At 62.0% G+C, this 23,906-nt stretch carries 25 protein-coding genes; 12 read left to right on the top strand and 13 right to left on the bottom strand.

The features are described from left to right. The first annotated feature begins 24 nt into the window (after window positions 1–24). Together G8767_RS08675 and G8767_RS08670 are read left to right on the top strand one after the other, a co-directional pair. A complete protein-coding gene (locus G8767_RS08675; protein ID WP_095972312.1) occupies window positions 25–369 on the top strand; it encodes a metalloregulator ArsR/SmtB family transcription factor in 345 nt (114 codons plus the stop codon). Beyond that, a complete protein-coding gene (locus tag G8767_RS08670) occupies window positions 369–1,040 on the top strand; it encodes a cation transporter (protein WP_206029121.1) in 672 nt (223 codons plus the stop codon). The genes G8767_RS08675 and G8767_RS08670 overlap by 1 nt, the downstream gene beginning before the upstream one ends. 41 nt (window positions 1,041–1,081) lie before the next feature. Here G8767_RS08670 and G8767_RS08665 read toward each other — a convergent pair whose 3' ends face one another. Next, entirely contained in the window at window positions 1,082–1,255 is a 174-nt protein-coding gene (locus G8767_RS08665; protein WP_166809874.1) for a hypothetical protein, read from the bottom strand. Between the two features lie 145 nt (window positions 1,256–1,400). Between G8767_RS08665 and G8767_RS08660 the strand changes: the two genes are divergently transcribed. Next, window positions 1,401–1,817, top strand: coding sequence for a hypothetical protein (locus G8767_RS08660; protein WP_166809873.1), 417 nt, complete (start codon window positions 1,401–1,403; stop codon window positions 1,815–1,817). Between the two features lie 97 nt (window positions 1,818–1,914). Here the strand turns inward: G8767_RS08660 and G8767_RS08655 are convergent, their stop codons facing one another. Next, complete coding sequence (locus G8767_RS08655; RefSeq protein WP_095972384.1) at window positions 1,915–2,127, bottom strand: hypothetical protein; 213 nt, start codon at window positions 2,125–2,127, stop codon at window positions 1,915–1,917. Window positions 2,128–2,385: 258 nt separating this feature from the next. Between G8767_RS08655 and G8767_RS08650 the strand changes: the two genes are divergently transcribed. From G8767_RS08650 to G8767_RS08640, 3 genes are read left to right on the top strand one after another with little or no spacing between them, the layout of a single operon-like run. Next, the gene (locus G8767_RS08650; RefSeq protein ID WP_095972315.1) at window positions 2,386–3,045 is read left to right on the top strand and encodes a GAP family protein; all 660 of its coding nucleotides are present in this window, start codon (window positions 2,386–2,388) and stop codon (window positions 3,043–3,045) included. A 15-nt stretch (window positions 3,046–3,060) separates the two neighbouring features. Next, window positions 3,061–3,774 (top strand): GAP family protein, encoded by a 714-nt coding sequence (locus G8767_RS08645; protein WP_166809872.1) that lies wholly within the window; start codon window positions 3,061–3,063, stop codon window positions 3,772–3,774. Further along, window positions 3,771–5,471: a SulP family inorganic anion transporter gene (locus G8767_RS08640; protein WP_166809871.1), complete on the top strand. Its 1,701-nt coding sequence runs from the start codon at window positions 3,771–3,773 to the stop codon at window positions 5,469–5,471. The genes G8767_RS08645 and G8767_RS08640 overlap by 4 nt, the downstream gene beginning before the upstream one ends. On the opposite strand, the gene G8767_RS08635 is transcribed toward G8767_RS08640, so the two are convergent. The 4 genes from G8767_RS08635 to G8767_RS36515 all read right to left on the bottom strand — a co-directional run bounded on the left by G8767_RS08635 (window position 5,463) and on the right by G8767_RS36515 (window position 10,073). After that, window positions 5,463–6,284, bottom strand: coding sequence for a hypothetical protein (locus tag G8767_RS08635; RefSeq protein WP_124568007.1), 822 nt, complete (start codon window positions 6,282–6,284; stop codon window positions 5,463–5,465). The genes G8767_RS08640 and G8767_RS08635 overlap by 9 nt on opposite strands. A gap of 14 nt (window positions 6,285–6,298) precedes the next feature. Further along, window positions 6,299–8,998, bottom strand: a complete 2,700-nt coding sequence (locus G8767_RS08630) for a LuxR C-terminal-related transcriptional regulator (protein WP_166809870.1) — start codon at window positions 8,996–8,998, stop codon at window positions 6,299–6,301. Window positions 8,999–9,132: 134 nt separating this feature from the next. Continuing rightward, window positions 9,133–9,423, bottom strand: a complete 291-nt coding sequence (locus G8767_RS08625) for a cupin domain-containing protein (protein WP_166809869.1) — start codon at window positions 9,421–9,423, stop codon at window positions 9,133–9,135. Continuing rightward, window positions 9,420–10,073: a TetR/AcrR family transcriptional regulator gene (locus G8767_RS36515; protein ID WP_166809868.1), complete on the bottom strand. Its 654-nt coding sequence runs from the start codon at window positions 10,071–10,073 to the stop codon at window positions 9,420–9,422. The genes G8767_RS08625 and G8767_RS36515 overlap by 4 nt, the downstream gene beginning before the upstream one ends. Before the next feature lie 88 nt (window positions 10,074–10,161). Here G8767_RS36515 and G8767_RS08615 point away from each other — a divergent pair, with 88 nt between their 5' ends. Genes G8767_RS08615 through G8767_RS08600 form a run of 4 tightly spaced genes read left to right on the top strand, consistent with a single transcriptional unit; the run spans window position 10,162 to window position 13,794 of the window. Then, window positions 10,162–10,944 carry an SDR family oxidoreductase gene (locus tag G8767_RS08615; protein WP_124568011.1) on the top strand — a complete coding sequence of 261 codons (783 nt, stop codon included), beginning with the start codon at window positions 10,162–10,164 and terminating at the stop codon, window positions 10,942–10,944. 38 nt (window positions 10,945–10,982) lie between these two features. Next, window positions 10,983–12,050, top strand: coding sequence for a dihydrodipicolinate reductase (locus G8767_RS08610; protein WP_095972322.1), 1,068 nt, complete (start codon window positions 10,983–10,985; stop codon window positions 12,048–12,050). Beyond that, complete coding sequence (locus G8767_RS08605; RefSeq protein WP_166809867.1) at window positions 12,047–12,982, top strand: NAD(P)-dependent oxidoreductase; 936 nt, start codon at window positions 12,047–12,049, stop codon at window positions 12,980–12,982. Before G8767_RS08610 ends, G8767_RS08605 begins: the two co-directional genes overlap by 4 nt. A 38-nt stretch (window positions 12,983–13,020) precedes the next feature. Further along, window positions 13,021–13,794, top strand: a complete 774-nt coding sequence (locus G8767_RS08600; RefSeq protein WP_166809866.1) for an ankyrin repeat domain-containing protein — start codon at window positions 13,021–13,023, stop codon at window positions 13,792–13,794. Here G8767_RS08600 and G8767_RS08595 read toward each other — a convergent pair. Further along, the gene (locus tag G8767_RS08595) at window positions 13,779–14,726 is read right to left on the bottom strand and encodes a helix-turn-helix domain-containing protein (protein ID WP_166809865.1); all 948 of its coding nucleotides are present in this window, start codon (window positions 14,724–14,726) and stop codon (window positions 13,779–13,781) included. The two genes, G8767_RS08600 and G8767_RS08595, sit on opposite strands and share 16 nt — an antisense overlap. 168 nt (window positions 14,727–14,894) lie before the next feature. Here G8767_RS08595 and G8767_RS08590 point away from each other — a divergent pair, with 168 nt between their 5' ends. Beyond that, window positions 14,895–15,701 (top strand): alpha/beta hydrolase, encoded by an 807-nt coding sequence (locus tag G8767_RS08590; RefSeq protein WP_166809864.1) that lies wholly within the window; start codon window positions 14,895–14,897, stop codon window positions 15,699–15,701. A 31-nt stretch (window positions 15,702–15,732) separates the two neighbouring features. Here G8767_RS08590 and G8767_RS08585 read toward each other — a convergent pair whose 3' ends face one another. The 4 genes from G8767_RS08585 to G8767_RS08570 all read right to left on the bottom strand — a co-directional run bounded on the left by G8767_RS08585 (window position 15,733) and on the right by G8767_RS08570 (window position 20,377). Next, the gene (locus G8767_RS08585; RefSeq protein WP_020909545.1) at window positions 15,733–16,923 is read right to left on the bottom strand and encodes a lipid-transfer protein; all 1,191 of its coding nucleotides are present in this window, start codon (window positions 16,921–16,923) and stop codon (window positions 15,733–15,735) included. Next, window positions 16,920–17,396 (bottom strand): OB-fold domain-containing protein, encoded by a 477-nt coding sequence (locus G8767_RS08580; RefSeq protein WP_019745839.1) that lies wholly within the window; start codon window positions 17,394–17,396, stop codon window positions 16,920–16,922. Before G8767_RS08580 ends, G8767_RS08585 begins: the two co-directional genes overlap by 4 nt. A gap of 212 nt (window positions 17,397–17,608) precedes the next feature. Next, window positions 17,609–19,336, bottom strand: a complete 1,728-nt coding sequence (locus G8767_RS08575; RefSeq protein ID WP_166809863.1) for an FAD-dependent oxidoreductase — start codon at window positions 19,334–19,336, stop codon at window positions 17,609–17,611. 33 nt (window positions 19,337–19,369) lie between these two features. Next, the gene (locus G8767_RS08570) at window positions 19,370–20,377 is read right to left on the bottom strand and encodes a diiron oxygenase (RefSeq protein WP_124568020.1); all 1,008 of its coding nucleotides are present in this window, start codon (window positions 20,375–20,377) and stop codon (window positions 19,370–19,372) included. Between the two features lie 232 nt (window positions 20,378–20,609). Here G8767_RS08570 and G8767_RS08565 point away from each other — a divergent pair, with 232 nt between their 5' ends. Continuing rightward, window positions 20,610–21,497 (top strand): SDR family oxidoreductase, encoded by an 888-nt coding sequence (locus tag G8767_RS08565; protein ID WP_166809862.1) that lies wholly within the window; start codon window positions 20,610–20,612, stop codon window positions 21,495–21,497. Window positions 21,498–21,578: 81 nt separating this feature from the next. Here G8767_RS08565 and G8767_RS08560 read toward each other — a convergent pair whose 3' ends face one another. Continuing rightward, window positions 21,579–22,817: an HNH endonuclease signature motif containing protein gene (locus tag G8767_RS08560; protein WP_166809861.1), complete on the bottom strand. Its 1,239-nt coding sequence runs from the start codon at window positions 22,815–22,817 to the stop codon at window positions 21,579–21,581. A 62-nt stretch (window positions 22,818–22,879) separates the two neighbouring features. Next, a complete protein-coding gene (locus G8767_RS08555; RefSeq protein ID WP_166809860.1) occupies window positions 22,880–23,677 on the bottom strand; it encodes a hypothetical protein in 798 nt (265 codons plus the stop codon). Window positions 23,678–23,906: the final 229 nt, after the last annotated feature.

Raw genomic sequence — 23,906 nt, 5'->3', positions numbered from 1 at the left:
AGATTTCGATGTACTGTCGTTCGTATGGATGTCGAGGGCATGAATGTGGTGACCAATGTGGCGGTGCTTGCGAGGTTCGGGCATGCACTGTCCGACGAGACTCGAACACGGATACTGCTCGAGCTGAAAACCGCGCCCCGGTATCCGTCGGACCTCGCCGACGCGCTGGAGGTGACCAGGCAGAAGCTGTCCAACCATCTGGCCTGTCTGCGCGGTTGTGGCTTGGTGGTGGCCGTACCGGAAGGGCGTCGCACGCGATACGAACTCGCCGACGCACATATCGGTCAGGCGCTCGACGACCTACTCGGGGTCGTACTCGCCGTGGATCCGTCGTACTGCCCGGACAGCGAATCAGAGGGGTGCTGCTGATGGCTACGCCCGTTGACGGTGTCGGTCTCTCGACTGCCCGACGAGCGCTGTTGTCGAGAAGAATCCGCATCTTCGTGGCGATCACGATCAGCTACAACGTCGTCGAGGCGATCATTGCGCTGGCGGAGGGCACGCGAGTGTCGTCTGCGGCCCTGTTCGGGTTCGGTCTTGATTCCGTGATCGAAGTATCCTCGGCGGCAGCGGTTGCCTGGCAGTTTTCGGCCCCGGATCCCGCGAGCCGCGAGAAGACGGCGCTACGCGTGATCGCATTCTCGTTCTTCGGGCTCGCTGCGTATGTCTCGTTCGACGCGATTCGGTCGCTGTTCGGTCTGGGGGAGGCCCAGCACACCACCGTCGGAATAGTCTTGGCTGCAGTCAGTTTGGCGATCATGCCGGCCCTGTCCTACGCGCAGCGCCGAGCCGGTCGGGAGCTGGGTTCCCTTTCGGCGGTCGCGGACTCGAAGCAGACTCTGCTCTGCACGTACCTCTCTGCGGTCTTGCTGGTCGGTTTGCTACTCAACTCGGTGCTCGGCTGGTCGTGGGCGGATCCGATTGCGGCACTGGTGATCGCCGTCATCGCGGTGAAAGAAGGCATCAACGCGTGGAAGGGCGATCCGTGCTGCCCGGTCGTGGCTGCGGCCGAGAAAGGTGACGAGTGCGACTGCTGCTGAGTGAGCACAGGTTCAGTCGAGTGAACACTCTCTGCGCTGCTTCAGCAGAGGGTGCTCACTCGATGAAAGGGGTGCCAGCTTCTGTGCGTACTCGTCACGGCCACCTCGTCCGTTTTTCGGAGCGAGGCCGAGTGTTCGTCCATGTCGAGTTCGAGATCGAAGATCACCGCAGGTGGAGCGTGGATATCGGTGATCACGACGACGGTGTGCTGCACAGTGCCAGTCTGCCAATGTTGGTTTGCGACGCCGGCAAGCGGGTACGGGCCGATGACCTGCGGTTCATCCGCGACGGGTGATGCTTTCGCTTTCCAGCCCCTCGAGACTGAGTAAGGGAAGTGCATTCTGTCGAAAGGAACGCTGATGACTGCTCCACCGCGGGAACCCGCGAATCACCCTGTCCGGCAGGGTTTCGCGGTAGGTACGACGTTTGCAGCAGCGATTCTGCTGCTCACCGCAGGCATTGTCGCTCTGCTTCAGGGCATCGCGGCCGTCGCAGACAACAATCTGTTTGTCGTGGGTATCAACTACACGTACAAGTTCGACATCACGACGTGGGGTTGGATCCACATCATCTTGGGCATCATCGGGATCGCGGTGGCTCTGGGCCTCTTCACGGGTGCAGTGTGGGCCAGGGCGGCGGCAATAGTCATTGCGTCGCTCTCGATCATCGCCAACTTCTTGTGGATGCCGTACTACCCGTTGTGGTCGATCCTGGTCATCGCGCTCGATGTCGTTGTGATCTGGGCCGTCGCTACTTGGGATACAGACAGAGTCTAGGCACCGAACAACTCGAGGGCAGTTGGTCCCGACCGAATCGACTCGGTCGGGACCATCGCTCGTGCGCGGAGACGATCCGATGGACGGGTGGCTCGGATCAGTCCGGGAGCCTTCGCAGTTCGGCGACGGTCAACCCGAGGGAATCGAGGCGGGCCATGATGCTTCGCATGGCCGTGTGGTCCGCGACGGGTCCGTACAAACTGGTGAATCCGCCGGCCGCACTAGCAACACTGAGGTCGGGAAATGCGGCCTTGACACGGTCCGACACTTCGCCGTCGATGAGGAATTGATACCGAGTGGGAGCATTCATCAGTGTCCGCTCCATTTCGTAGGGCCGTGAGGTTCGGACCCGCCCCGCGCCGAGTCTCGAAATCAGGTGTCGTCAAGTGCAATCGGCGTCGCTGCTCGATCCAGGACTCCGCATCCGTGAGATCCAGTCTTACTCGCGCATGCTCCTCGGGCTTCATCCCCTACGGGTGAATGTCGCCACGGTTCTGTTCATCCTTTTCGTGTGAGGCTGCGCAGGGCCCCCGCCCCTAGTGTCGACCGGGAGAGAGAAGAGGTCGGCATGGGATCTGTCATCGGGGATCTGTTACCCCTCGCGGTCGGCGTCGCGGTATCGCCGATCCCGATCATCGCTGCAATCTTGATGTTATTGTCCAAGCGAGCCGGCAGCACGAGCGTCGGGTTCGCTCTGGGCTGGATACTCGGAATCGTTGTCGCCACTGTGATCTTCGTGCTCTTGTCCAGCAAGCTCGGCGACTCCGAAGGTGATCCGTCGGCGACGGTCTCGTGGATCAAGCTGGCGTTGGGAGTGTTACTTCTTGCGTTCGGAGCGAAGCAATGGCGCGGACGCGGAGGCGAGCACGAAACCCCGAAGTGGATGCAAGCCATCGACGACATGACCGCTGCCAAAGGCCTCGGCTTGGGCTTCGCTCTGGCTGCGATCAATCCGAAGAATCTGATGATGTGTATCGCGGCCGGAATCTCGATCGGATCCGCTTCGCTTGGATCCGGAGAAGTTGTTGTCGCCATTCTGGTTTTCACGATCATCGCGGCCTCGACAGTGTGTGTGCCTGTGATCGGTTACCTCGTTGCCGCGGAGCGACTGCGCGGTCCGCTTGCCAAGCTGAAGGTGTGGTTGCAGGACAACAACGCCACGGTGATGAGTGTGTTGATCCTGGTTATCGGTGTTGTTCTCATCGGTAAGGGCATCGGCGGTCTCTGACAACTGGAGGTAGGTATGGGATCGTTGCTACTGCAACAGATCCCGCTGGCGCTCGGGATCATCATGAGCCCGCTGGCGGTGGTTGCCGTTGTTGCCGTGCTCTTTTCCGAACGAGCGCGGATCAACAGCATCGCGTACCTGATCGGGTGGTATCTCGGAATAGTTGTCGCGCTGGCCGGCGCATACATCATTTTGACGGCCCTTCAAGTGCACCAGCGAACTCACCCCCCGTTGTGGGTGCCCATCCTCCATCTCGTTCTCGGCGCGACTCTGCTGGCGGGAGCCTGGTTCGTCTACACACGCAGCCGCCGCGGAGTCCAGGCCATGGCGGCGGCCGTCGCACCCGGCGACGTGGTCGCCGCCGCCCCGCAGCTGCCGAAAATGCTCCAGTCGGTAGAGCATTTCCGGCCGATGCGATCAGGGGCGTTAGGTTTCGCGCTGTTCGTCCTCAACCCCATCGACATGTCATGTGCCATCGCCGCCGCCATGAATCTGCGGCTCAGCACTGTGGAACCCACCTCGCAGATCGTCTCGGCCGTGATCTTCTCGCTGGTGTCCGTGACCTCGGTTGCGGTGCCCGTCGCCCTCCTTCTGATCAAGAAGGACGAGGCAACCGAACCGTTGCAGAAGATCCGCACCTGGATAGCCACCAACACGCACTTGCTGAACGTCGGGCTTCTCGTCCTGATCGCGGCGATGCAGATCAGTAAAGGGGTGCAAGGACTATGAGTGCTCCGCACACACGGACGTGGTGGGTCTTCGGATCGCTCTCCGACTACCAGCGCGGCTGGCTCCGCCCCGACATCATTGCCGGCCTCACCGTGTGGGCCGTCCTCGTTCCCGAAGCGCTCGCGTACGCCACCATCGCCGGAGTTCCGCCGGTAGTCGGGCTCTATGCTGCAGTTCCGTCACTGATTCTGTATGCAGCAGCAGGTAGTTCGCGACACCTGATCGTCGGGCCGATGTCGGCGACCGCAGCGTTGTCCGCGGCGATGATCGCGCCACTGGCTTCGGGAAACGACGGCCGATTCATCGCGCTGTCGGCCGCATTGGCAATCGTGACCGGGCTCGTGGGTCTGCTGGCAGGATTCATGCGCCTCGGCTTCATCGCCTCCTTCATCTCCGAGCCGGTTCTGAAGGGATTCATCGTGGGTCTCGCGCTCACGATCATCATCGGTCAAGTACCCAAACTCCTGGGCGTGGAGAAGGGGGAGGGAAACTTCTTCGTCCAGGCGTGGACAGTGGTGAAGGAACTGGGTGAGGTCGACGGACCGACGGTGATCATCGGATTGCTCAGCCTGGCAATGGTCCTGGGCGTCAAGCGATGGCTTCCGCTGGTACCGGGTTCGCTCCTCGTCGTGCTGCTGGGCATTACCGCAGTCGCGTTGTTCGGCCTCGACGATCGCGGCATCGACATCGTCGGGCACATCGACTCGGGACTGCCGTCGATGGGTCTGCCGAGTGGTGTGGGAGCCGAGGACTATCTCGATCTGGTCGGACCGGCAGTCGGCGTTCTGCTCATCGGATTCGCCGAAGGTCTGGGTGCTGCAAAAACATACGCGGCCAAGGCGGGGTACACGATCGACGCCAATCGTGAACTCGCTGGACTGGGTGCGGCCAATCTCGGATCGGGTCTGTGCTCCGGAATGGTGGTCAACGGCAGCCTCTCGAAGACCGCTGTCAACGGGGGCGCGGGCGCCAAATCTCAGGTCAGCGGACTGGTGGTCGCTGCACTGACACTGTTGACACTGCTGTTTCTGACCGGCTTGTTCGAGAAGTTGCCGGAGGCGACGCTCTCCGCCGTGGTCATCGCCGCCGTGATCGAGCTGGTCGATTTCTCCTCTCTCGCAGCGTTGTACCGGGTCTGGACGAAGAGGTTGGGCAGCATCTACGGCCACGCCGCGCGGGCCGATTTCGCCGCAGCGATCGCGGCGATGTTCGGAGTTCTCCTGTTCGACACCTTGCCCGGTTTGATCATCGGAATTGCCGTCTCGATGTTGCTGCTCCTCTATCGAGTCTCCAAACCGCATGTGGCAGCTCTGGCCAAGGACGGCACGCGCTGGGTCGACGCCAGCGGTCACCCCGATCTGAGGACACTCGACGGCATCGTGGTGGTCAGGGTGGAATCCGGGCTGTTCTTCGCCAATGCCGATCACGTGCGTGATCAGATCACCGGCCTGGTGACCGCGGGGACCACGATGGTGGTGCTCGACGCCGAAACATCACCGTTCATCGACGTCAGCGCGGCCCAGATGTTGGCTCAGCTTCGAGACTCGTTGGCTCGCAAGAACGTGAGCTTCCGTGTAGCCCGAGACATCGGACAGTTCCGCGACGTTCTGTCCGGTGCTGACCGGGGCGCGCTGAAGGTCGACGTCTATCCGACGGTGTCGCAGGCGCTTGCCGGTGGAGGCGGCACGTCAGCGTGAGGTTCGCAGCCAGATGCCCAGCGGGCCGGAATCTTTGGCCACCGATCCGACGATCGACGACGCGACAACCACGATGGCCGAGAAGACGAACAGCCAGCCGATGACGGTGAACATCACGCCCAGGAGGCCGAACTCGTCCTGAGAGGTCTTGGTCATACGGGGCAGGAAAAGGGTGCCTGCCACGTGCAGTCCGCTCAGACCCGTCGCGGTGAGCAACCCGGACCCGACGCACATACGAGTGGTCATGCGATTAGCGGTCAACAGCATCGGCACGGCAGTCCAGACGAGCGCCCACACCACGTAGACCGCAACAAATTCCAGGAGTCTGCCCACCCCCGGCACACCGTTCAGTTCTCGGCAGAGGGCCGCCCCGACCACCGATGTCGCCACGACGAACACGACCGCTATCCAACGCCACGCCTGACGAAGCGTCGCAGTCGGCACGCTCCAGATGCGCCCGTACATCCGGCCGAGAGCGCGAGCGTAGGACGTGGAACTGATCAGCAGCATGAGCAAACCGACGATTCCGAACGCGGCCGCAGTGGAGGTGTTGATGATTTGGGCGTCGGGTAGTTGGACCCCGAGGTCGTCCTTGGCGGCGTCGGCCAACGGCTTCAGTTTCTCCAGGGTGGACGCCGCGATCATGACCGGGAGCAAGGACGTGAAGGCTTGAGCTGCCAGAGTCATGGCGCTGTCGACGAGACCGACTTCGAAAACATCGACGGTTGCATCGGTCGCCAGGCGACGGCTCGGTGTGCGTCTTGCCCACACCATCAAGCGATCGCGCGAGTCGGAGTACAGCTTCGGGAGCATGGAAGCAGTCTTGCTCAGATGAGACCGCCGCGTCGCGCAGCCTTGAGCGCGTCGCGTCGGTTGCTCACTTCCAACTTGCGATAGATCCCGCGAAGGTGCGTCTTGATCGTGTTGACCGAGAGGAACAGCGTGTCGGCGATCGACTCCGTGGTGTCTCCCGAAGCCAGTTCGCGTAGCACGGTGTACTCACCCGGGGTGAGGATCGGCGCACTCACCAGCTCCTGTGGGCGTACTCGATTGCGTACCTGTTCGGCAAAAACTTCCTGATCTCCGAAATGTCCACTGAACTCGTCGAATATCGGCCGCAGGGCTGTTCCGTAGTCGAGGAAGGGCCGCAGGAGGCCACCGGTTTCTGCGGCGTGGAGAGCTTTGTGAAGAGAGCGAAAAGACTTGCGTTCGTGACCTGTTGCGGCGTGGATCCCCGCCTCGAGTGTCCAGGCGTAGACGTGATGCGCAAGCAGCGGCGCTTCGGAGGTTGCGAGAGCTTCGGAGACTTCGGCGAGGGCTTCTGCGAACTTGTTGGCAGAGAACGCGACGGCACCTCGTGCGAGATGTATCTCGGAGGTCTCGCCGAACCGCTCGGCCGCATCGCGTACGAGTCGGCCGGCCCATTCCACTTCGCCGACCGACAAGCAGGCGTTGACGACGGGCGGTAGGAGAGCGAGGGTCGCCATCGCGAAGGTGCGTAGTTCGACAGCACTGAGCATGGCGTCGCGAATGTCGGCGGCAGTCGACCGTCGATCGGCCGCGTCGTCGAGGCTGTGAAGCCCGAAGGTCACGACGGTATGCCAACCGAACACTGGCGCGCTGGCGCCGAGAACGTCTGTGCTCCGGTAGTTTCCGATGGTGGGGATGCGGTACGGAAGATCACCCGTGGCGCAGAGGTACGCCGCGAAGGCGACCACCGACGCGGACAACTCGTATTCCGCTGTCGTCGTGATTCGGTGTTCGATCGCGTAGTCGAGAGCGTAGGTGGAATGCGCTCTCATCGCCCCGATGTCGCCGCTGAGGGAAGCGACATACCCCAATCCGGTCAGTGACTTCAGGACGAATCGCGACCGGCCCCGTAGCGCCCCGAGGGCTGCGGCCTGGGTGTACTCGACAGTCGCCTTTTCGAACTCGCGCCGGAGCAAGTGCGCCGTCGCCAATTCGAGGTGCACGTACGCCTCGACGTCGGAGTGGGTGCTGTTCGGGCGTCGCTGCAGGCGTGACACCAATGGTTGGTTGTCGGAAGTTGCCGAAACGCAGGAGATTTCCAGGCTCATCGCCAGGAACAGCGGATCGTCTGCAATGGGGGGATGAGTTGCCTCGAGAAGGTCGAGACATGTCGTAGCCGAGGTCACGTCACCGGAATGGAGGGCGGCCGCTGCCAGAATCAGTCGGGTGATCGGGGATTCCGAGACCTGCGTCGGGGCGGATTCGAGGACTCGCACGACGTCACCGCTGTGACCGTCGAGCACGAGCCCCAGCCCGCAGCGTTCGAGAAACGCGAGAATGCGGCACGGGTCGCCGATCGACACCTCGAGTTCGAGCGCCTCGAGTTCGAGATGATGGCTTTCGTACCAGCTTGCTGCGCGCACGTGTGCGCGCTTCCTCTCGACGTGATCGACGCGGCGGAACTCTGCCCGAAGGTGTTCGCGCAGTAGCGGGTGATAGCTGAACCAGGTCGTGTGGTCGGCGGAATCGGTACGGGTCACCGGAAAGTTGAACTGAATCAGAGAGTCGATCTCGGATCGTGCGTTCGAATCGGTCAGAGTTTCCGCCAGTGGAGCGGAGAACGAATCGACTATCGATGTCCGCAGCATGAACGAGGTGATGTGTTCGGGTAAGGACGTCAGCACCTCGTCGACCAGGAAATCGGCGATCGGCCGTGGTGTGTGCGTGAATTCGTCCAGCGCGTCGGCGATGTCACTGCGGCCGGCCAGAAACGCTGCGGTGAGGCGAACGACAGCACCCCACCCCTTGGTGAAGTCTTCGACGATTGCCAACTCGTCTTCGCCCAACATGATGTCGTATTCACCGAACATCGTAGTGATCTCGGACCGGTCGAAAGCGAGATCGGTGGATGCGAAGCGGGTGAGTCGGCCGTCCAGAGCCAAACGATGCCACGTGAGAGGTGGTTCGTATCGTGCGGCGACGATGATCGACAGATTGCCTGGGGTGTGAGTGAGTATCCGATCGAGAAGACTGATCGACAGTGGATCGTGAAGTGTGTGAACGTCGTCGAGGATCAGCGTCGTTCGACGATCGTGCGTTTCGAGAGTTTCGGCGAAATGCGCGAGCCATTGCTCCACCGGTCGCCTGGATCCCGTTTGCGCGGGAAGCCTCCGGCCGGTCGGATCGATAGGCGTGGCGATTGCTTCGGCCAGGGATTCACACAGCACCGACACGTTGTTGTCGCGCTCGGCGAGAGTCAACCACGCCAGGTCCGCATCGGGGGACGCGCGAGAATACTCGCGCGCCCAATCGGCCAGCAGCAAGGTCTTCCCGGCACCGGCCGGGGCGGACAGCAACCCCACGGGTCCAGGGCCGACGCCATCGGCAGCGGTGGACGCGGTGAGTTTGCGATGCAGGCGCGGACGCGGGACCAGTCCTTTGACGGCCGACGGCGGGTGAAAGCGACCGTTGATCGGGGCGCCGGGCACGCGCGCACGCTCACCGCGCGAAGACGCATCGAGCGTCACTGCAGCGGCATCACGAAATGGGCTGCTCATCCGACTCCTGTTCGACTGGCTCCACTGGACGTGACCGCTGGATCGAAATTTTGAACGAGTTAGATGATGTGAAACTACCCAATTCGGACACCAAATAAGCGCCCAAGTAAGAAATTCGGACCAAAGTCCCTGATTTAGCGAGTCTTGAGTTCGATCTCCACGAAGACGGCTTCCGTACCCGACGCGTTGGTGACGTCGTGCACCGTGCCCGCGGTTCCCTGGTACGACTGACCGGGAGTTTGAGTCATCTCGCGGGTGGAACCATCGGCATCGGACACGACGAATCGGCCGCCGGTGACCGGCACGACGATGTAGTCGTACTCGTGTCGATGGCGTCCGGTGGCACTGCCGTCGGCCGGAAAGCGCCACGAGGTGACGCGCACACGATCGTCGTCGAGACAGGTGGTCGGTTCTGCTGCGCTCATGTGTCCTTCTGCTCCTTCGGTGTGACGCCGTGCAGAAGTATGTCCGGCATCCGTTCGACGAGGGGAGCGGAGTCGGTTTCGGGCATCAGCATTCTCAGGACCATCGTGCCGCCGACGATGAACAGCATCGTTGCCTGAGCGTCCCGCATCGCGTCGGCATCACCGCCGCCACGGTTCAGCATCTGCGCGAGCATGGCGATGCCGGGGCCACCGAACTCCGACCACAATGTCGACGGCAGGTCGCCGCGCTCCGCGAATGCGGAAAGCAGGCCGGGCAGTGCAGCCTTCACCTCGGGCTTTGCAAAGAGTTCCAGGGTGTAGTTACACGAGGCCCGTACCCACTCTTCGGGATCTGTGGCGTCTGCGACGGGCGGAGACTCGTCGACCCAACCGAAGACTGCTTCGAAAACCAGGTGAGTCTTGGACGGCCACCGACGGTACAGAGCGGGCTTGCCTACGCCTGCGCGCTCGGAGATCGCCACCATCGTCGTCTTGTCCCAGCCGACCTCGGCGAGCAACTCACGTGCCGCGGCCAGGGCTGAATCACCGATGGCGGGATCGCGGGGCCTTCCGCGTAGCCGTTCGGTGTCCTCGTCCGGGGTGACGTTGTCCGGGGTGAGGTTGTCTGGGGCGACTTCTTCGAAATCCATTGTGAATAGCGTAACGCAGTGTTACGTTTCTCCATATTCGTAACACGGCGTTACGTTATCCATCGGGTGCCCTGTGGAGGTGCGCGTCATGACTCAATTGCTCGAAGATTCGACCGTGGTGATTTCCGGCGTCGGAACCGGCCTGGGGCGTGAAATCGCATTGGCTGCAGTCCGTGACGGGGCCAACGTAGTACTCGGCGCGAGAACCGAAGAGAATTTGAAATCCGTCTGCGAGGAGATAGATCCGACCGGTGCTCACGTCGCCTACTCGGTGACGGACATCGCCGATCCGGAGTCGTGCTCACGGTTGATCGCCACCGCCACAGAACGTTTCGGGCGAGTGGACGCGTTGGTCAACGTCGCAGCCAAGGAGGACGTGTTCGGTGGGCTCGAAGGTGCCGATCTGAGTGCCTGGAAGGCCATGTTGGACGTCAACGTCATCGGAACTCTCACTTTGACGCAGGCGGCGCTACCGGAATTGAAGAAGCGTGGCGGCGCCGTCGTCATGATCGGCTCGCAGGCCATGTTTCATCCTCAGTTGCCGCAATCGGCATACGCGACGTCCAAAGGTGCGCTGTATGCAGCGATGTGGTCGCTGGCAAAAGAACTGGGACAGTATCGAATCCGAGTCAACACCGTGGTCCCGACCTGGATGTGGGGACCGCCGGTACAGCTGTACGTCGGGCTCGCGGCCGCCGACCGTCGGGTCCCCGAAGAAGACATCATCGCCGAGATCAGCAAGAACATGCCGCTCGGTGAAATCCCGGCAGACGACGACGTAGCGGACGCCGTGGTCTTCTTCGCCTCCAACCGCGCCCGGATGTTGACCGGGCAGACGCTTTTCGTCAACGGCGGCGAGTTCTTTCGCTGACCGTCTATCGGCTCTGTTCCGGAAAGGACTGCACTGCAATGAAACACAAGGTCATCGTGTGGGGTACGGGCGTCGTGGGTAAGTTGGTCATCCGCGAACTGCTCGATCATCCCGAATTCGAACTGGTCGGCGTGATCGTGCACAACCCCGACAAGGACGGCGTCGACGTCGGCACGCTCATCGGAGTCGAGCCGGTGGGGCTGGCAGCCACGATCGACAGTGAGGCAGCCCTGGCCGTCGATGCCGACGCCGTTGCATACTTCGGTCCGACTGCGGAGTTCGCCGTCGAGAACATCGCGAACATGTCGCGCTCCCTGCTGTCGGGTAAGCACGTGGTGTCGACGTCGATGACGCCGTTGGTCTATCCGAAGGCCTGCCCCGAAGAAATGCTCATGGACCTCGAAAAGGCTTGTCGCGAAAGCGGAAAGTCGTGCTTCACCACGGGAATCGATCCGGGATTTGCCAACGATCTCTTCCCGCTGACGCTCATGGGGGTGTGTGGCCGCGTAGACAGCGTACGGGTGCAGGAACTGTTGGACTATGCGAACTACGCAGGTGACTACAGTTCGACGATGGGAATCGGCGTCTCGGTGGATACGCCGGCGGTACTCGAGATTCCCGAGGTGCTGATCTTCGCATGGGGTCACACCATTCCGATGATCGCCGACGCCGTCGGGGTCAAGTTGGACCGCATCGACACCGTGTACGAGAAGTGGGCGGCTACCGAACCGATCACGTATCCGTTCGGAGTCATCGAGCCTGGCCAATGTGCCGCAGTCCGATTCGAGATCCGCGGTTGGGTGGGAGACGACGCGAAGATCGTGATCGAGCACGTCAACCGCATCACCAACGACGCAGCAACGCACTGGCCCAGAGCAACTTCCGTGGAGAACGACGTCTATCGCGTCATCATCAAAGGTAGTCCGGACATCACGCAGGAAACGGCGTTCCGTGGAGCGCTCGACGGGGATCCGATCACCGGAGGGTGCCTGGCGACGGGAATGCGAGCGATCAATGCCATTCCGATGCTCGACGGGATCGAGGCCGGGCTCGTTTCGGCGCTGGATCTCCCCCTTGTCGCCGGGCGAGGCACCATCCGATCATGAAGGTGCTCTTGACCGGAGCCTTCGGGAACATCGGTTCGCACGTTCTGGCGGAGCTCGTGCGCCGAGGCCACGATGTTCGTTGTCTTGCGCTGGCAACTCCCGAGGATCGCAAGCGGGCGAGTGCCTTTCGCGCCGTCGAAACGGTCTGGGGAGATATTCGTGACTACCAGACGGTCGAGGCTGCAGTGGCGGGTATCGAGGTCGTAGTTCACTTGGCTGCAGTCATTCCGCCCGCCAGCGAGCTCGATGTTGCTGGTGCGGAGAAGGTCAACGTCGAGGGAACCCGTAACGTCGTCACGGCAGCGCTGTCGCAGAGTGATCCGCCCAAACTTGTCTTTGCATCGACATTCGATGTTCACGGCCGAACGATGCATCGGAAACCTCCTCGTAGAGTGGATGATCCACTCGAGGCGACGGATGGGTACACCGCCCACAAGATCGAGGGTGAACGCATAGTGCGAGAGTCCGGTCTGACGTGGTTCATACCGCGGTTCGCCGACGTTCCGATCATCGGCGCGCGTGGAGCCGATCCCATCATGTTCGAGATCGGTTTGGACAACAGGATCGAAGTGCTGCACCCCGACGACGCTGCTGTCGCACTTGCCAACGCGCTGGAGACGCCGCAGGTATGGGGCCGGGTGCTCTTCGTCGGTGGTGGTGAGTCTTGTCAGGTGACCTATCGCGAATATCTGGCGAGAATGCTGCAGGCAATGGGGTTGGAACCGTTGCCCGATAGTGCCTTCAGTGGCAAGGAGTACGTGACCGACTGGGTGGACACCGAGGAAAGTCAGCGGTTGTTGCGGTATCAGAGCCGAAGTTTCGACGACATCACCGCCGACATCGCAGCCACGCTCGGATGGAAACGGTGGATCATTCCGGCGGTCAAACCGTTGGTGAGAAGATCGATGCTGAAGATGTCGCCCTATCTTTGATCGTCAGTCCATTCGGCCGGCTGTGGAAGACTGGTTCCATGAAGCGGATGTCGAGAACTGTCCTTTCTTGCGGAATCATCGCGGCGTCGGTGACCGGAGCTGTGACGAGCTGCAGTTCTTCCGACACCTCGGTGGCGCCGACTACCTCGTCGTCTGTGACTACCACGGCAGCCGTACCGCCTACGGGTGTACCGCCTACGAGTGCCTTGCCACCATCGACGCCGGAATCCGAACGCGCCCTCTTCGACGCTGTGGACCGCAATGATCCGGCAGCGATCACCGCTGCCTTGGGCGCCGGCGCGAACATCGAAGCTCGCGGCGAAGATGAACGTACTCCGCTCGTCGAGGCCACCAAGAACAACGCCGTCGCCGCGGCGTCGACGTTGATTCTTGCCGGGGCAGACGTGAATGCGAAGGACTCCATGCAGGATTCGGCCTTCCTGTATTCCGGAGCCGAGGGATTGAACGAGATTCTGGCGCTCACGCTCACCCACGGCGCGGACGTCGACAGCGTGAACCGTTACGGCGGTACGGCTCTGATTCCCGCGAGTGAACACGCGCATGTCGAGACGGTCCGGATGCTGATCGCTGCCGGGGTCCCGGTCGATCACGTCAATGATCCAGGGTGGACTGCCCTACTCGAAGCTGTCGTCTACGGTGACGGATCCGCGCGCTATGTCGATGTGATCACTCAGCTACTCGACGCAGGGGCAGATCCCTCGATCCGGGATGCGTCGGGAAAGACGGCGTTGGACAATGCCGAAAGTCGTGGTCAGACAGACGTTGTGGCGCTGCTTCAATCGCGGAGCTGACGCCAACGAGTCGGGCTGATTCCGTAGGCCTGGCGAAAGCGTCGGCTGAAGTGGCCGGCGTCGACGAAGCCTGCCCGGTGGGCGATGGCCGCGATCGGCAGGTCGGCGGTGGCCGGTCCATGAAGTTCTTCACGAGCCTTCCGCAGACGCTGGGTGATGATCCACTGTTCGATCCGAAAGTCGTTGTCCGAGCAGATCTTGTACAGCTGTCGCAGTGAGATGTTGTGGGCGTGGGCAATTCGTGCGGGATGCAGCGCCGGATCGTGAAGGTGTTCGCGGATGTATCGACGGATCGAGGTCATGGCGAGTGCCGATCTCGGGGTCGACACGTGGGGATTCGCATGCGCGATCGAGGTGACCAACGCGCGCGCGAGTTCGATCGAAGCCTCACCCAGTTGTTCGGCCGCAGGATCGGTGTCCAGTAGGTCGGCGCCACGGAACAATTCGCGAACGTGCGCAATCATCAAGGGGTACAGGTTGCTGTGATGAGGCCGGGTAGCTGCGTCGCGGACGGTGTCGATCGGCAATCCCAGCCGATCCATCGGAACGTAGAGGCACTGGGAAGCGCCCGTTCCCGACCAGGAGAAATCGTAGGTCGAGGTCAGGTCCGTCATGAGGAGTTCACCGGCCGGGACCCTGCGCTGTGATTGGTACTGGTCGAGATGGCCGATTCCGCTCTCCTGCAGAGCAATCGCAAGAACGGGCATCGATGTGGACCGGACGTGGTGTGGGGCACGGGTCAATCGCATCCCGGTCGACTCGGAGCGGAACAGTGATGCGGCGCCCAGATTCCATACGTTCATTCTTGCGCTCACCCGATCCGGGTTCTCCACGTGGATTGCGCACGGAACCGAGGCGCGACCCATCGCGTCGACAAAGGCGTCCGTGCGTTGGTCAGGCTCCAACACGGAGGTATCCAGGAGCAAAGCCATGCAGGCTTGATACCCCGCGATGCGGACGCTCAACCAGAAGCTGTGCAGTGTGAGCCCAGAAGTCTGCACGGACAGTCATGTCCGTCGCACCCGGTGTTTCTAGGATCGAAACGGGCATGTCCCGGCTTACCGCAGTTTCTCGCTTTTCGACGAGAGTGAAGGAAACGCATGAAGATCTCACGTGTATTCACAGCAGTTCTGGCAATGCTCATGACAGTCGCGGCCGGACTGATCTTCGGCTCTGGTGCCGCGGTGGCAAGCCCCAAGCCGACTGTCGTTCTGGTTCACGGCGCCTTTGCCGACGCGACCAGTTGGGACGGCGTCGCCGCCGACTTACGTTCGCGCGGCTATCGAGTCGTGGTGCCGGACAATCCTCTGCGTGGGCCTGCTTACGATGCGTCCGTGATCGAGAAGACGGTTGCGGACATCGACGGACCCGTCGTGCTCGTGGGCCACTCGTACGGCGGAGCGGTGATCACCAACGTCCATGATCCGAAGGTGCTGTCGTTGGTGTACATCGCGGCGTTTGCTCCGGTTCAGGGAGAACCGGTACAGATCACGATCGATCCGATTCGATTCCCGGGCAGCCAATTGCTGCCGCCGGCTCTGGGATTGAAGATCGTGGACGATCCTCACGCGATCGGCGGTAAGAACGTCGACGGCTATGTCACGGACGAGTATTTCCATTCCGTCTTCGCTCAGGACGTTTCCGACGAGACAGCGGCAACGATGTTGGCGCATCAGAAGTCCGCGGCTCTGTGGGCGAACCTCGAGCTCGGCGGGCCTCCGTCGTGGGCGAACACACCGAGTTGGTATCTGGTCGCCGGTGAGGACCGAGTGATCCCTGCGACGGCGCAGCGGTTCATGGCAAATCGGATGGGAGCGAACACGAGCGAGCTCCCGACGTCGCATGCATCGCTGGTTTCACAGCCGGGGGCAGTGGCAGACGTGATCGTGGCGGCCGCTCACGGATGAGTGAGCGACCGCCACGAAAGAAGAACTAGGGTCAGGCGGAAACGATCACCGAGGAGCCGTGGCCGAACAGGCCCTGGTTGGCGGTGATTCCGATGCGAGCACCTTCGACCTGGCGGCCTTCGGCCTGTCCACGAAGCTGCCAGGTGAGCTCGCAGACCTGCGCAAGTGCCTGTGCGGGAACGGCTTCGCCGAAGCACGCGAGTCCACCGGACGGATTGACCGGGATGCGGCCACCGATGCTGGTGTCACCCGCACGCAGAAGGTGCTCCGCCTCGCCCCGCTTGCACAGGGCGAGGTCTTCGATCCAGTCCAGTTCCACCGAGGTGGCGAGGTCGTAGACCTCGGCGACGTCGACGTCCTCGGGAGAGATCCCGGCTTCCTCGTACGCGGCGTAGCCGATGGATTCCTTGAAGGTGCGCTCCGGAGCGGGGACGGCAGAGCTGGAATCGGTGGAGAAGTTCGGCATGTCCATGATCGTCTGCGGGAACGTCGGCGTGACCGTCGAAATAGCCTTGATGCGAACAGGTTCCGCGATGCCCATCTTGCGGGCGTATTCCATCGACGTCAGCAAGATTGCGGCGCCGCCGTCGGAGGTCGCGCAGATGTCGAGCAAATGCAGAGGATTGGACACCACGGGGGAGGCCAACACGTTCTCGACGGTGACTTCCTTGCGGTAGCGCGCATTCGGATTATTGAGCCCGTGCTTGGCGTTCTTGACCTTCACGTTGGCGAAGTCCTCCGCGGTGGCGCCGTAGAGGTCGATGCGACGACGCGCGTTGAGCGCGAAGTACGCCGGGTTGGTCATGCCCATGAGGCGGAAGCGCAGCCAGTCCGGGTCGTCCCAACGCTCACCGGCGACGGGAGCGAGGAAACCCTTGGGGGTGGTGTCCGCGCCGACGACCAGGGCAACTTCGCTGAGGCCGGCCAGGATTCGTGCGCGAGCTGTGTCGAGTGCCTGGGCTCCCGTCGCGCACGCTGCGTACGACGTGGCGACGCGAGCGCCGTTCCAGCCGAGGGCCTGAGCGAACGTGGCTCCGGCGACGTATCCGCCGTATCCGTTGCGGACAGTTTCGCCGCCGACGATGAAGTCGACGTCCTGCCAATTCACACCCGAATCGGCGAGCGCGGCGCGAGCGGCGGCAACGCCGTATTTCACGAACGACTGCCCCCACTTGCCCCAGGGGTGCATTCCGACACCGAGTACTGCGACGTCCTTGCTCATGACTGCGACTCCTGATCAGCTGCGGCGACAGGCTTCCAGCGCCACGTCGTACGTACTCCGGTTTCGTCGGTGTACAGCGGCTCGACAACCAACTCGACGGTATTGCCGACCTTGAGATCGTCGACGCCGAAGCCGTCGGCCACCTGGCCGAGGATGACGATGCCCTCGGGTAGTTCGACTGCTGCGAGAGCAAAGGGCTCGTACGGATCCGAGCGCGGGATGTACGGCGGCGGGGGCTGGTACTGCGCGTCGGTGTACGACCAGACGGTGCCGCGGCGGGAGAGTTCCACGTCGTCGAACTCCTCGCTGAAGCAGCTCGGGTTCTTGCAGAACGTCGCCTCACGAGGGAAAGAAATGGTGCCGCAGGATTGGCACTTCGTGCCGATCAGTGCAGGTTCGTCGCCGGTGGTGAACCAACCCTCTACTGCAGGTGTCACACTCCCGTTCGGCGCCGGCGTTGCAGTCTCGCTCATGCAATCCTCATCTGGTTGGCGAGCCTGATCCGGGGGATCGTGGGCCCGCTGTGCCGCTTACTGGAACAGGTTGCAGTATTACACGATTTCGGCCGATGACGGGCATAAATTTTCGCTGAGTGGGACGCTGCCGGAACGCAGACGGCCCCGCCGGGCAGACGAGTCTGCAGGCGGGGCCGTGTGCGTGAAAGTAGCTGTTTACCTGTGGTGGATCAGCGAGCGCGAACGGGTCGACCGAATCGACGAGTCGGCTTCACCCTGGCCGCAGCGTCGAGGATGGAGGTGATCTCGACCTGATCCAGAACCTTTTCGCGGACGCGATCGTGCGCAGCGCCGCGTTCCAACTCTGCCTTGTCGATGGCGTGCCAGCCCTCACGGTCGACGACGTCGGACTGTCGAGCTCGGACCAGACGATCGACCGCGGAGTCGTCGGCGACAGGGTTGGTCAGGCGGCCGTCGTTGAAGTCGTCGACGAGCATCCTGATCGTTTCCTGCGCGCAGGACTTGTTGGTGCCGATGAACCCACTCGGTCCGCGCTTGATCCAACCGGTCGCGTAGACGCCGGTGGCGGGATCGCCGTTCGGAGCTTCGAGGACGCGGCCGTTCTCATTCGGAATGACCGAAGCACGCTCGTCGAACGGGACGCCGGGGATGGGCACTCCGCGGTAGCCGATCGAGGTGAGGACCAAACCGGCATCGATGGTCTCGGTATCGCCGGTCGCCTCGATCTGTACGGTTCCGTTGCCGTCGACCAGGGCGTTGCGAGCGAACTCGATTCCACTGACCTGATCGTCGCCGGTGATCGACGTCGGCGTGAGCAGGTAGCGCAACGTGATGCGCTTGTTGCCGACGTCGACGTGATCGCGGTTCTTCAGTGCTTCGAGTAGACGCAACTTCTGCTCGACGGCATGCGGAAGCTCGCCGCGTTTTGCCAGTTCTTCGGTGGCCGAGTCGAGAACCATGTCGTCGGGTCCGACAGAGAGTTCGATGTCCGGCAGTGCCATCAGGCCGGTGAACTCGGGGACTGTGAACGCGGACTGCGCGATTCCGCGTCGACCCACGATGACAACTTCTTCGACGCGACTCTTCCGCAGAGCGGCGAGTGCGTGAGCGGAGATGTCAGTGCCCGCCAACTTCTCGGGATCGGCCGTGAGAATGCGAGCGACGTCGAGCGCGACGTTTCCGTTTCCGATGATGACCGCGCGGCGATGCGAGAGGTCGAAGACGTCGTCGGCGTGATCGGGGTGGCCGTTGTACCAGGCCACGAAGTCGGTGGCCGATGCCGTGCCAGGCAGATCAGCACCCGGAATGCCGAGACCACGGTCGGACGATGCGCCGACTGCGTAGAGCACCGCATGGTGATTTTCGAGCAGTTCGCTGTGCGAGATGTGCTTGCCGATCTCGACGTTGAGGTAGAACTCGAAACCCTTTTGTGCGGCGATCTTGTCGAACAAGCGAGTGACCTGCTTGGTCTTCTGATGATCCGGAGCAACTCCGGCTCTGACCAGGCCGTAGGGCACGGGAAGGCGATCGAAAACGTTGACCTGCACGTCGGGCTGCGTCAGCAACTCGTCCGCGGCATACATCGCGGACGGGCCGGAACCGACGATCGCAACTCGCAACGGCGGTCGGCCCTTGTCGACGTGCGCTGCCGGGATGACCTTGGCGAGAAGCGGCCGAGGCCGCTCTTCCTTGTAGAAGTCCGCATTGATGGACAGGAATACCCGCTGAGGGTCGGTCAGCTTCGATTCGGGGACGATGGCATCGACCGGGCAGGCCGAGACACATGCGCCGCAGTCGACGCAGGCCTGCGGATCGATATGCAGCATCTCGGCGGTGAGGAAGTCCGGCTCGTCCGGCGTCGGATGGATGCAGTTGACCGGGCAGGCGTAGACGCACGAGGCGTCGCTGCAACAGGACTGCGTGACTACGTGTGGCATGGCGCTATGAGTCCGATCTCGACTGTCCGGGAGCTACGCGGCGGCGTTGTGCGAGCTGCGGTGAGGTTCGCTGCGGAAGCGTGATGCGCGGCCGTCCATCTTGCAGGCCTTCCACACCAGGCGCGAGGCACGGTTCATCAGGCCGGTGTCGGTGGCCAGCATGCGGACGTCACCGAAGTAGTTGCGCAGGGTCTGACGCGATTCGGGCAGATCCCAGAACAGGTCCTTCTTCACGGACTTCGGGATGTCGAACTGCTTCCAGAAGGACTTCGGCGGGATGACGATGGCGTCACAGAGAATGCGCATGACGATCGGGAACAGCAGCGAGAGGACGAACCGGTTCGGGCGTGACATCAGCGGGATGCGACGGCTCAGAAGCTTGTGAGCGAACGAGATGTGACGTGCTTCCTCGGCTACGTGGATGGCCATGACCGACTGCATGATCGGGTGGATCTGGCCGCCGGCGCGCAGGATGCTCTTCTGAATGTGGTCGATCGGCTCTTCACCGGCGAGGACACCGACGAAGAACAGTTCGGGGAACGGACCCGCAGCAAGGGGGATGAAGGGTGCAAGCATCTTCATCGGACGGCTCATGCCGGGAGCGTCGGCACCGATGCGGTTGACCATCTCCTGGAACATCATCGTGTGGTTGCACTCTTCGACGGACTCGTGCGTGCAGTAGCGCGCCTCGGCCGAATCGTTGGGCAGCGAGAAGACGTACTGCATCATGCCGCGGATCAGGATGTTCTCGAACTGGAGACCGACCTTCGCGACGTTGGCCTGGCGCCACATGCCGATTTCGATCTGCTTGGCCTCGGACTGCGACTGGTACCAGGGGTGTGCACCCAACGGGTCAGTCTCGGCCGGGAGGATCCAACGGCGATCGTTCGGGACGACGGCAAACTCGGGGGAGTCCCAGTCGATGTCGAGGTACGGGTCGAAGTGCTTGTGCACCGAGCCCTCGGACAGGAGTCGAAGCGTCTCGTTGTACGAGTCGTCGGATGCTTCTCCGCGCTTGTCGAGCGGCGATGTGAGCGTCATGGCGTCTCCTCTTCGTTTCGGTCACCGCTGGTATTTCTCGCGGTGTTCGGTGGAATCGAGGGCCGGTTGTGTGATCGCTGGCACTCGGTCTGGATTTAATGTAACCCGAGGTATCAGGAAAAGCTAGTGGCAGATACTCCTGGATCTCGACGAATTCTTGACACGGTCGAAACGGCGCCATAACTTACTTTTGAGTAATTTCCGCGGTGCGCTCGAAGTTGGCTGTTCAGGGATGGGTTCGCACCGAAACGCACGCGAAGATCGAACCGAGGCCGATGTGATCAGAACGCTGCTCAGCAATATTGCCTTGAGTCCGCCGACGCGTCTGCGCTCTCTTGTTCCGTCACGCGGTGTCACGCTCTCCGACAAGACGATCGTTCTGACAGGAGCTTCCTCGGGGATCGGTGAGGCGACTGCTCATCTCTTGGCCCGCCGAGGGGCCGAGATGATCCTGGTTGCGCGCGGTGAGGAAAACCTCGAACACGTACGCGACGAGATCCACCGCAAGGGCGGATGGGCGCACATCGTGCCTGCGGACCTATCCCGTGGGGAAGCTGTCGACGAACTCGCGGAGACGATCGCGGATCGATTCGGGTCGATCGACATCCTCGTCAACAATGCGGGGCGCTCGATCCGGCGTACCGCGTTGGATTCGGTCGACCGATTCCACGACTACGAGCGCACCATGGCGCTGAATTACTTCGGACCTACACGACTGACGTTGCGTCTGCTGCCTGCGATGCTCGAGGCGAAGGTCGGGCACATCATCAACGTCGGAACCTGGGGAGTCACTGCCGGGGTGATGCCGAGGTTCAGCGCCTACCACGCGTCGAAGTCTGCGCTCAGTGCCTTCGGCCGAAGCCTCGGCGCGGAATGTCACGGCACTGGCGTCGACGTCACCACAGTGCAATTCCCGCTCATACGAACACCGATGATCGCGCCGACGGCGGATTACGTGAGCCAGCCGGCGCTGACGGCCGATCAAGCTGCATCGTGGATCTTGCGGGCGATCAATACGCGTCCCGTCGAGCTGTATCCGCGGTACGCGGGGCTGTTACGAGCGATCGACGTCGTATCTCCCTCGGCTACAGATGCACTCGTGCGTAGAGCTGGGATTTGAAGGGTTGGGATCTGACCAAAAACGCGCGTCAGTACCGGGGCATGGTTCGTCCCCGGTACTGATGTATTCAATTGTCGCGATTCACGCCGCTGTGGGTGGGCTGTTCCCGCCGATCGGCTGTTGATACGGGTCGATCGACATCGGCGGATAGAACACCGACTTCCGATCCGCTCCGATCTCCACTCTCCATTCCGTGTGGTGCAGTGTCCGGTGATGGTGGCCGCACAACAAGATCAGATTGTCGAGATCTGTTGGGCCACCGTCGTTCCAGTGAACGATATGGTGGGCGTCGCACCATCCCGATGGTGTCCCGCACCCCGGAAACGCACACCCGCCATCACGAACTGCCAACGCCCGTCGCTGCGGCACCGTCGCGGTTCTGGCTTCCTTGCCGCAGTCGAGCGGAACACCATTCTCATCCAACAAGATCCGGGTCACTGTGCAGTCGCAGGCCAGCATCCGGGCAGTGTCGATACTGATCGGGCCCACCCAATCCGTCCACGCGAACCCCAACTCCACGCTGGACGGCAGGAGGTCCTTCAACGCTTGCAAGTCCGTCATGTCTTTCGCCGATGCGGTGACCGTGATGTGCGGTTTCACCCCACCTTCGATCGGACCCAACCCCGCCCGCTCGTACCGGCGCAACAATTCGCAAAACCCGTCCGCGCGCCGTAAAGCCGGAGTACGCGTGTCCTTGACGCCGTCCTTCTCCGGCGTCGGAGCCGACAGGCTCGACAACAACGTGATCAACCGCGCCCCGTTGATCGCATCCAAGTCACCCTTGACCGTGACCCGCCCGTACAGGCCCTTCGAGGCATAGAACTCATTGCGCTCAGAGTCTTCCCCGACCGGAACACCGTCCTCGCGCTTGCCGTACTGCTTCTCGATTCGGCGGATCGCTGCCCGCACCGCATCACAATCCGCAATGTTCTTCGACGCCAGGCCGAGCAGGATCCCGCGCGCCTTGTCCACATCGGCCAGGGTCATGTTCTTGGGCGGATGCTGACAAAACGACGCCACCTGACGGGCTTTCAACGCATCCACGTCACCGCGATGAAACGCATCGCCCACCACCGGTTCGAGCATCAGCAACCGCGCCAGGCCCACCAGCAGGCTGCACTCACCGATCTCCAGATTCGTCGAACCATGCAACCACTGCGCGATCGCCCGAAACCCCTTCCCACCGAGAACATCCCGGGAAAACATCTCCACGATCAGCAACACTATCCGCGACTGCAACTCGCGACGGACGCGCACCAGATCCAGAACCTCACCCTTGAGGTCCTCGCCATCCAGCTGCCACGCATCCCGACTGTCCATGCAGCAATCATATTCGAACAAAGATTCGAACGCAAGAAGAAATTGATCGAAAACTGCTGATGTTAAACCGATTTCGGCATTTCGGACATTCGGTTCTCGGCGGGCTGCCGACGCAGTCCGTGTGCGCCGACGAGTGCGAGCGCCATCATCAACCCGGAGCACAACAGCATCACGGCAGTCTCGATGAACTGAAAATGCCAGTACCGGCTCTGCGGGTGATAGACCACGGCATAGTGATCGATTCCCTGTTCTCGAAGGCAGTTGTCGACTTCGAGGGCTTGCTGCTGGCGATCGGAATTGTCTGAGCCCCAGCATATTGTGTAGTCGGCGTCGATCATGTTGCCGTCCGTATCGGCGAAGCCGGCTCCGATGACCCATCTCGAGTCGAGATTTCTATACGGCGACGGTGCGTATTCCGCTGCACGGGCCAGTCCGTCGATGGGTTGGACGTCAATGTCGGGCGCCGTGTAATGCTCGCGGACCATCGCGCTCAGTGCGACGGGCACGATGAAGAACACGAGAAGAGTCGTGACCATTGCGACGACGGTGTTGCGGATGAGCAATGCGGCTGCGCTGCCGGTACTCATCGCCAGAAAGGCGTAGGCGCCGACGGCGATTCCCGTCGTTTGAAAATTGGGGAACTCCATCAAGGAAAACGAGGTGGCTTCATCTGTTGCCTGTCCCCGGCCCAGTGTATGGGTCCAGCCGAGCACCAGGCCCAGGACTGTCATCGCAAGGGTGATGGGAACGAAGGCCACCAGGACTCGCAGGAAATACCATCGAACAAGGCCGGTGGACTCGCGAAGGTCGAGATTCTCGGGGCCCTGCTCGAAGTCTCGGGAGAAAGTGGTGACACCCACCAGCATTCCTGAGGTAAACGGAAGAAGAAGAACAAGAAGCGCCGTCAAGGTAAGAGCGGTGTCGGCGCGGCAACCGCCACCTCCGTCGTACCAGCGCGAGCAGATGCCCCCGAAGTCCCAACTCTCGCCCGAACGTTGAACGAACCAGCCTGAAACGGCGGCTGTCAAGATCAGGAGGAATATCACCGCCAACGACCATAGGATCTGCCCTCGACATTGCCTCCAGGTC

It is taken from the genome of Rhodococcus sp. IC4_135, assembly GCF_011602025.1.
GTDB classification, from domain to species: Bacteria; Actinomycetota; Actinomycetes; order Mycobacteriales; family Mycobacteriaceae; genus Rhodococcus_F; species Rhodococcus_F baikonurensis.
Note: the sequence above shows the minus strand (reverse complement) of the source record. Positions and strands in the feature narration are given on the sequence as shown.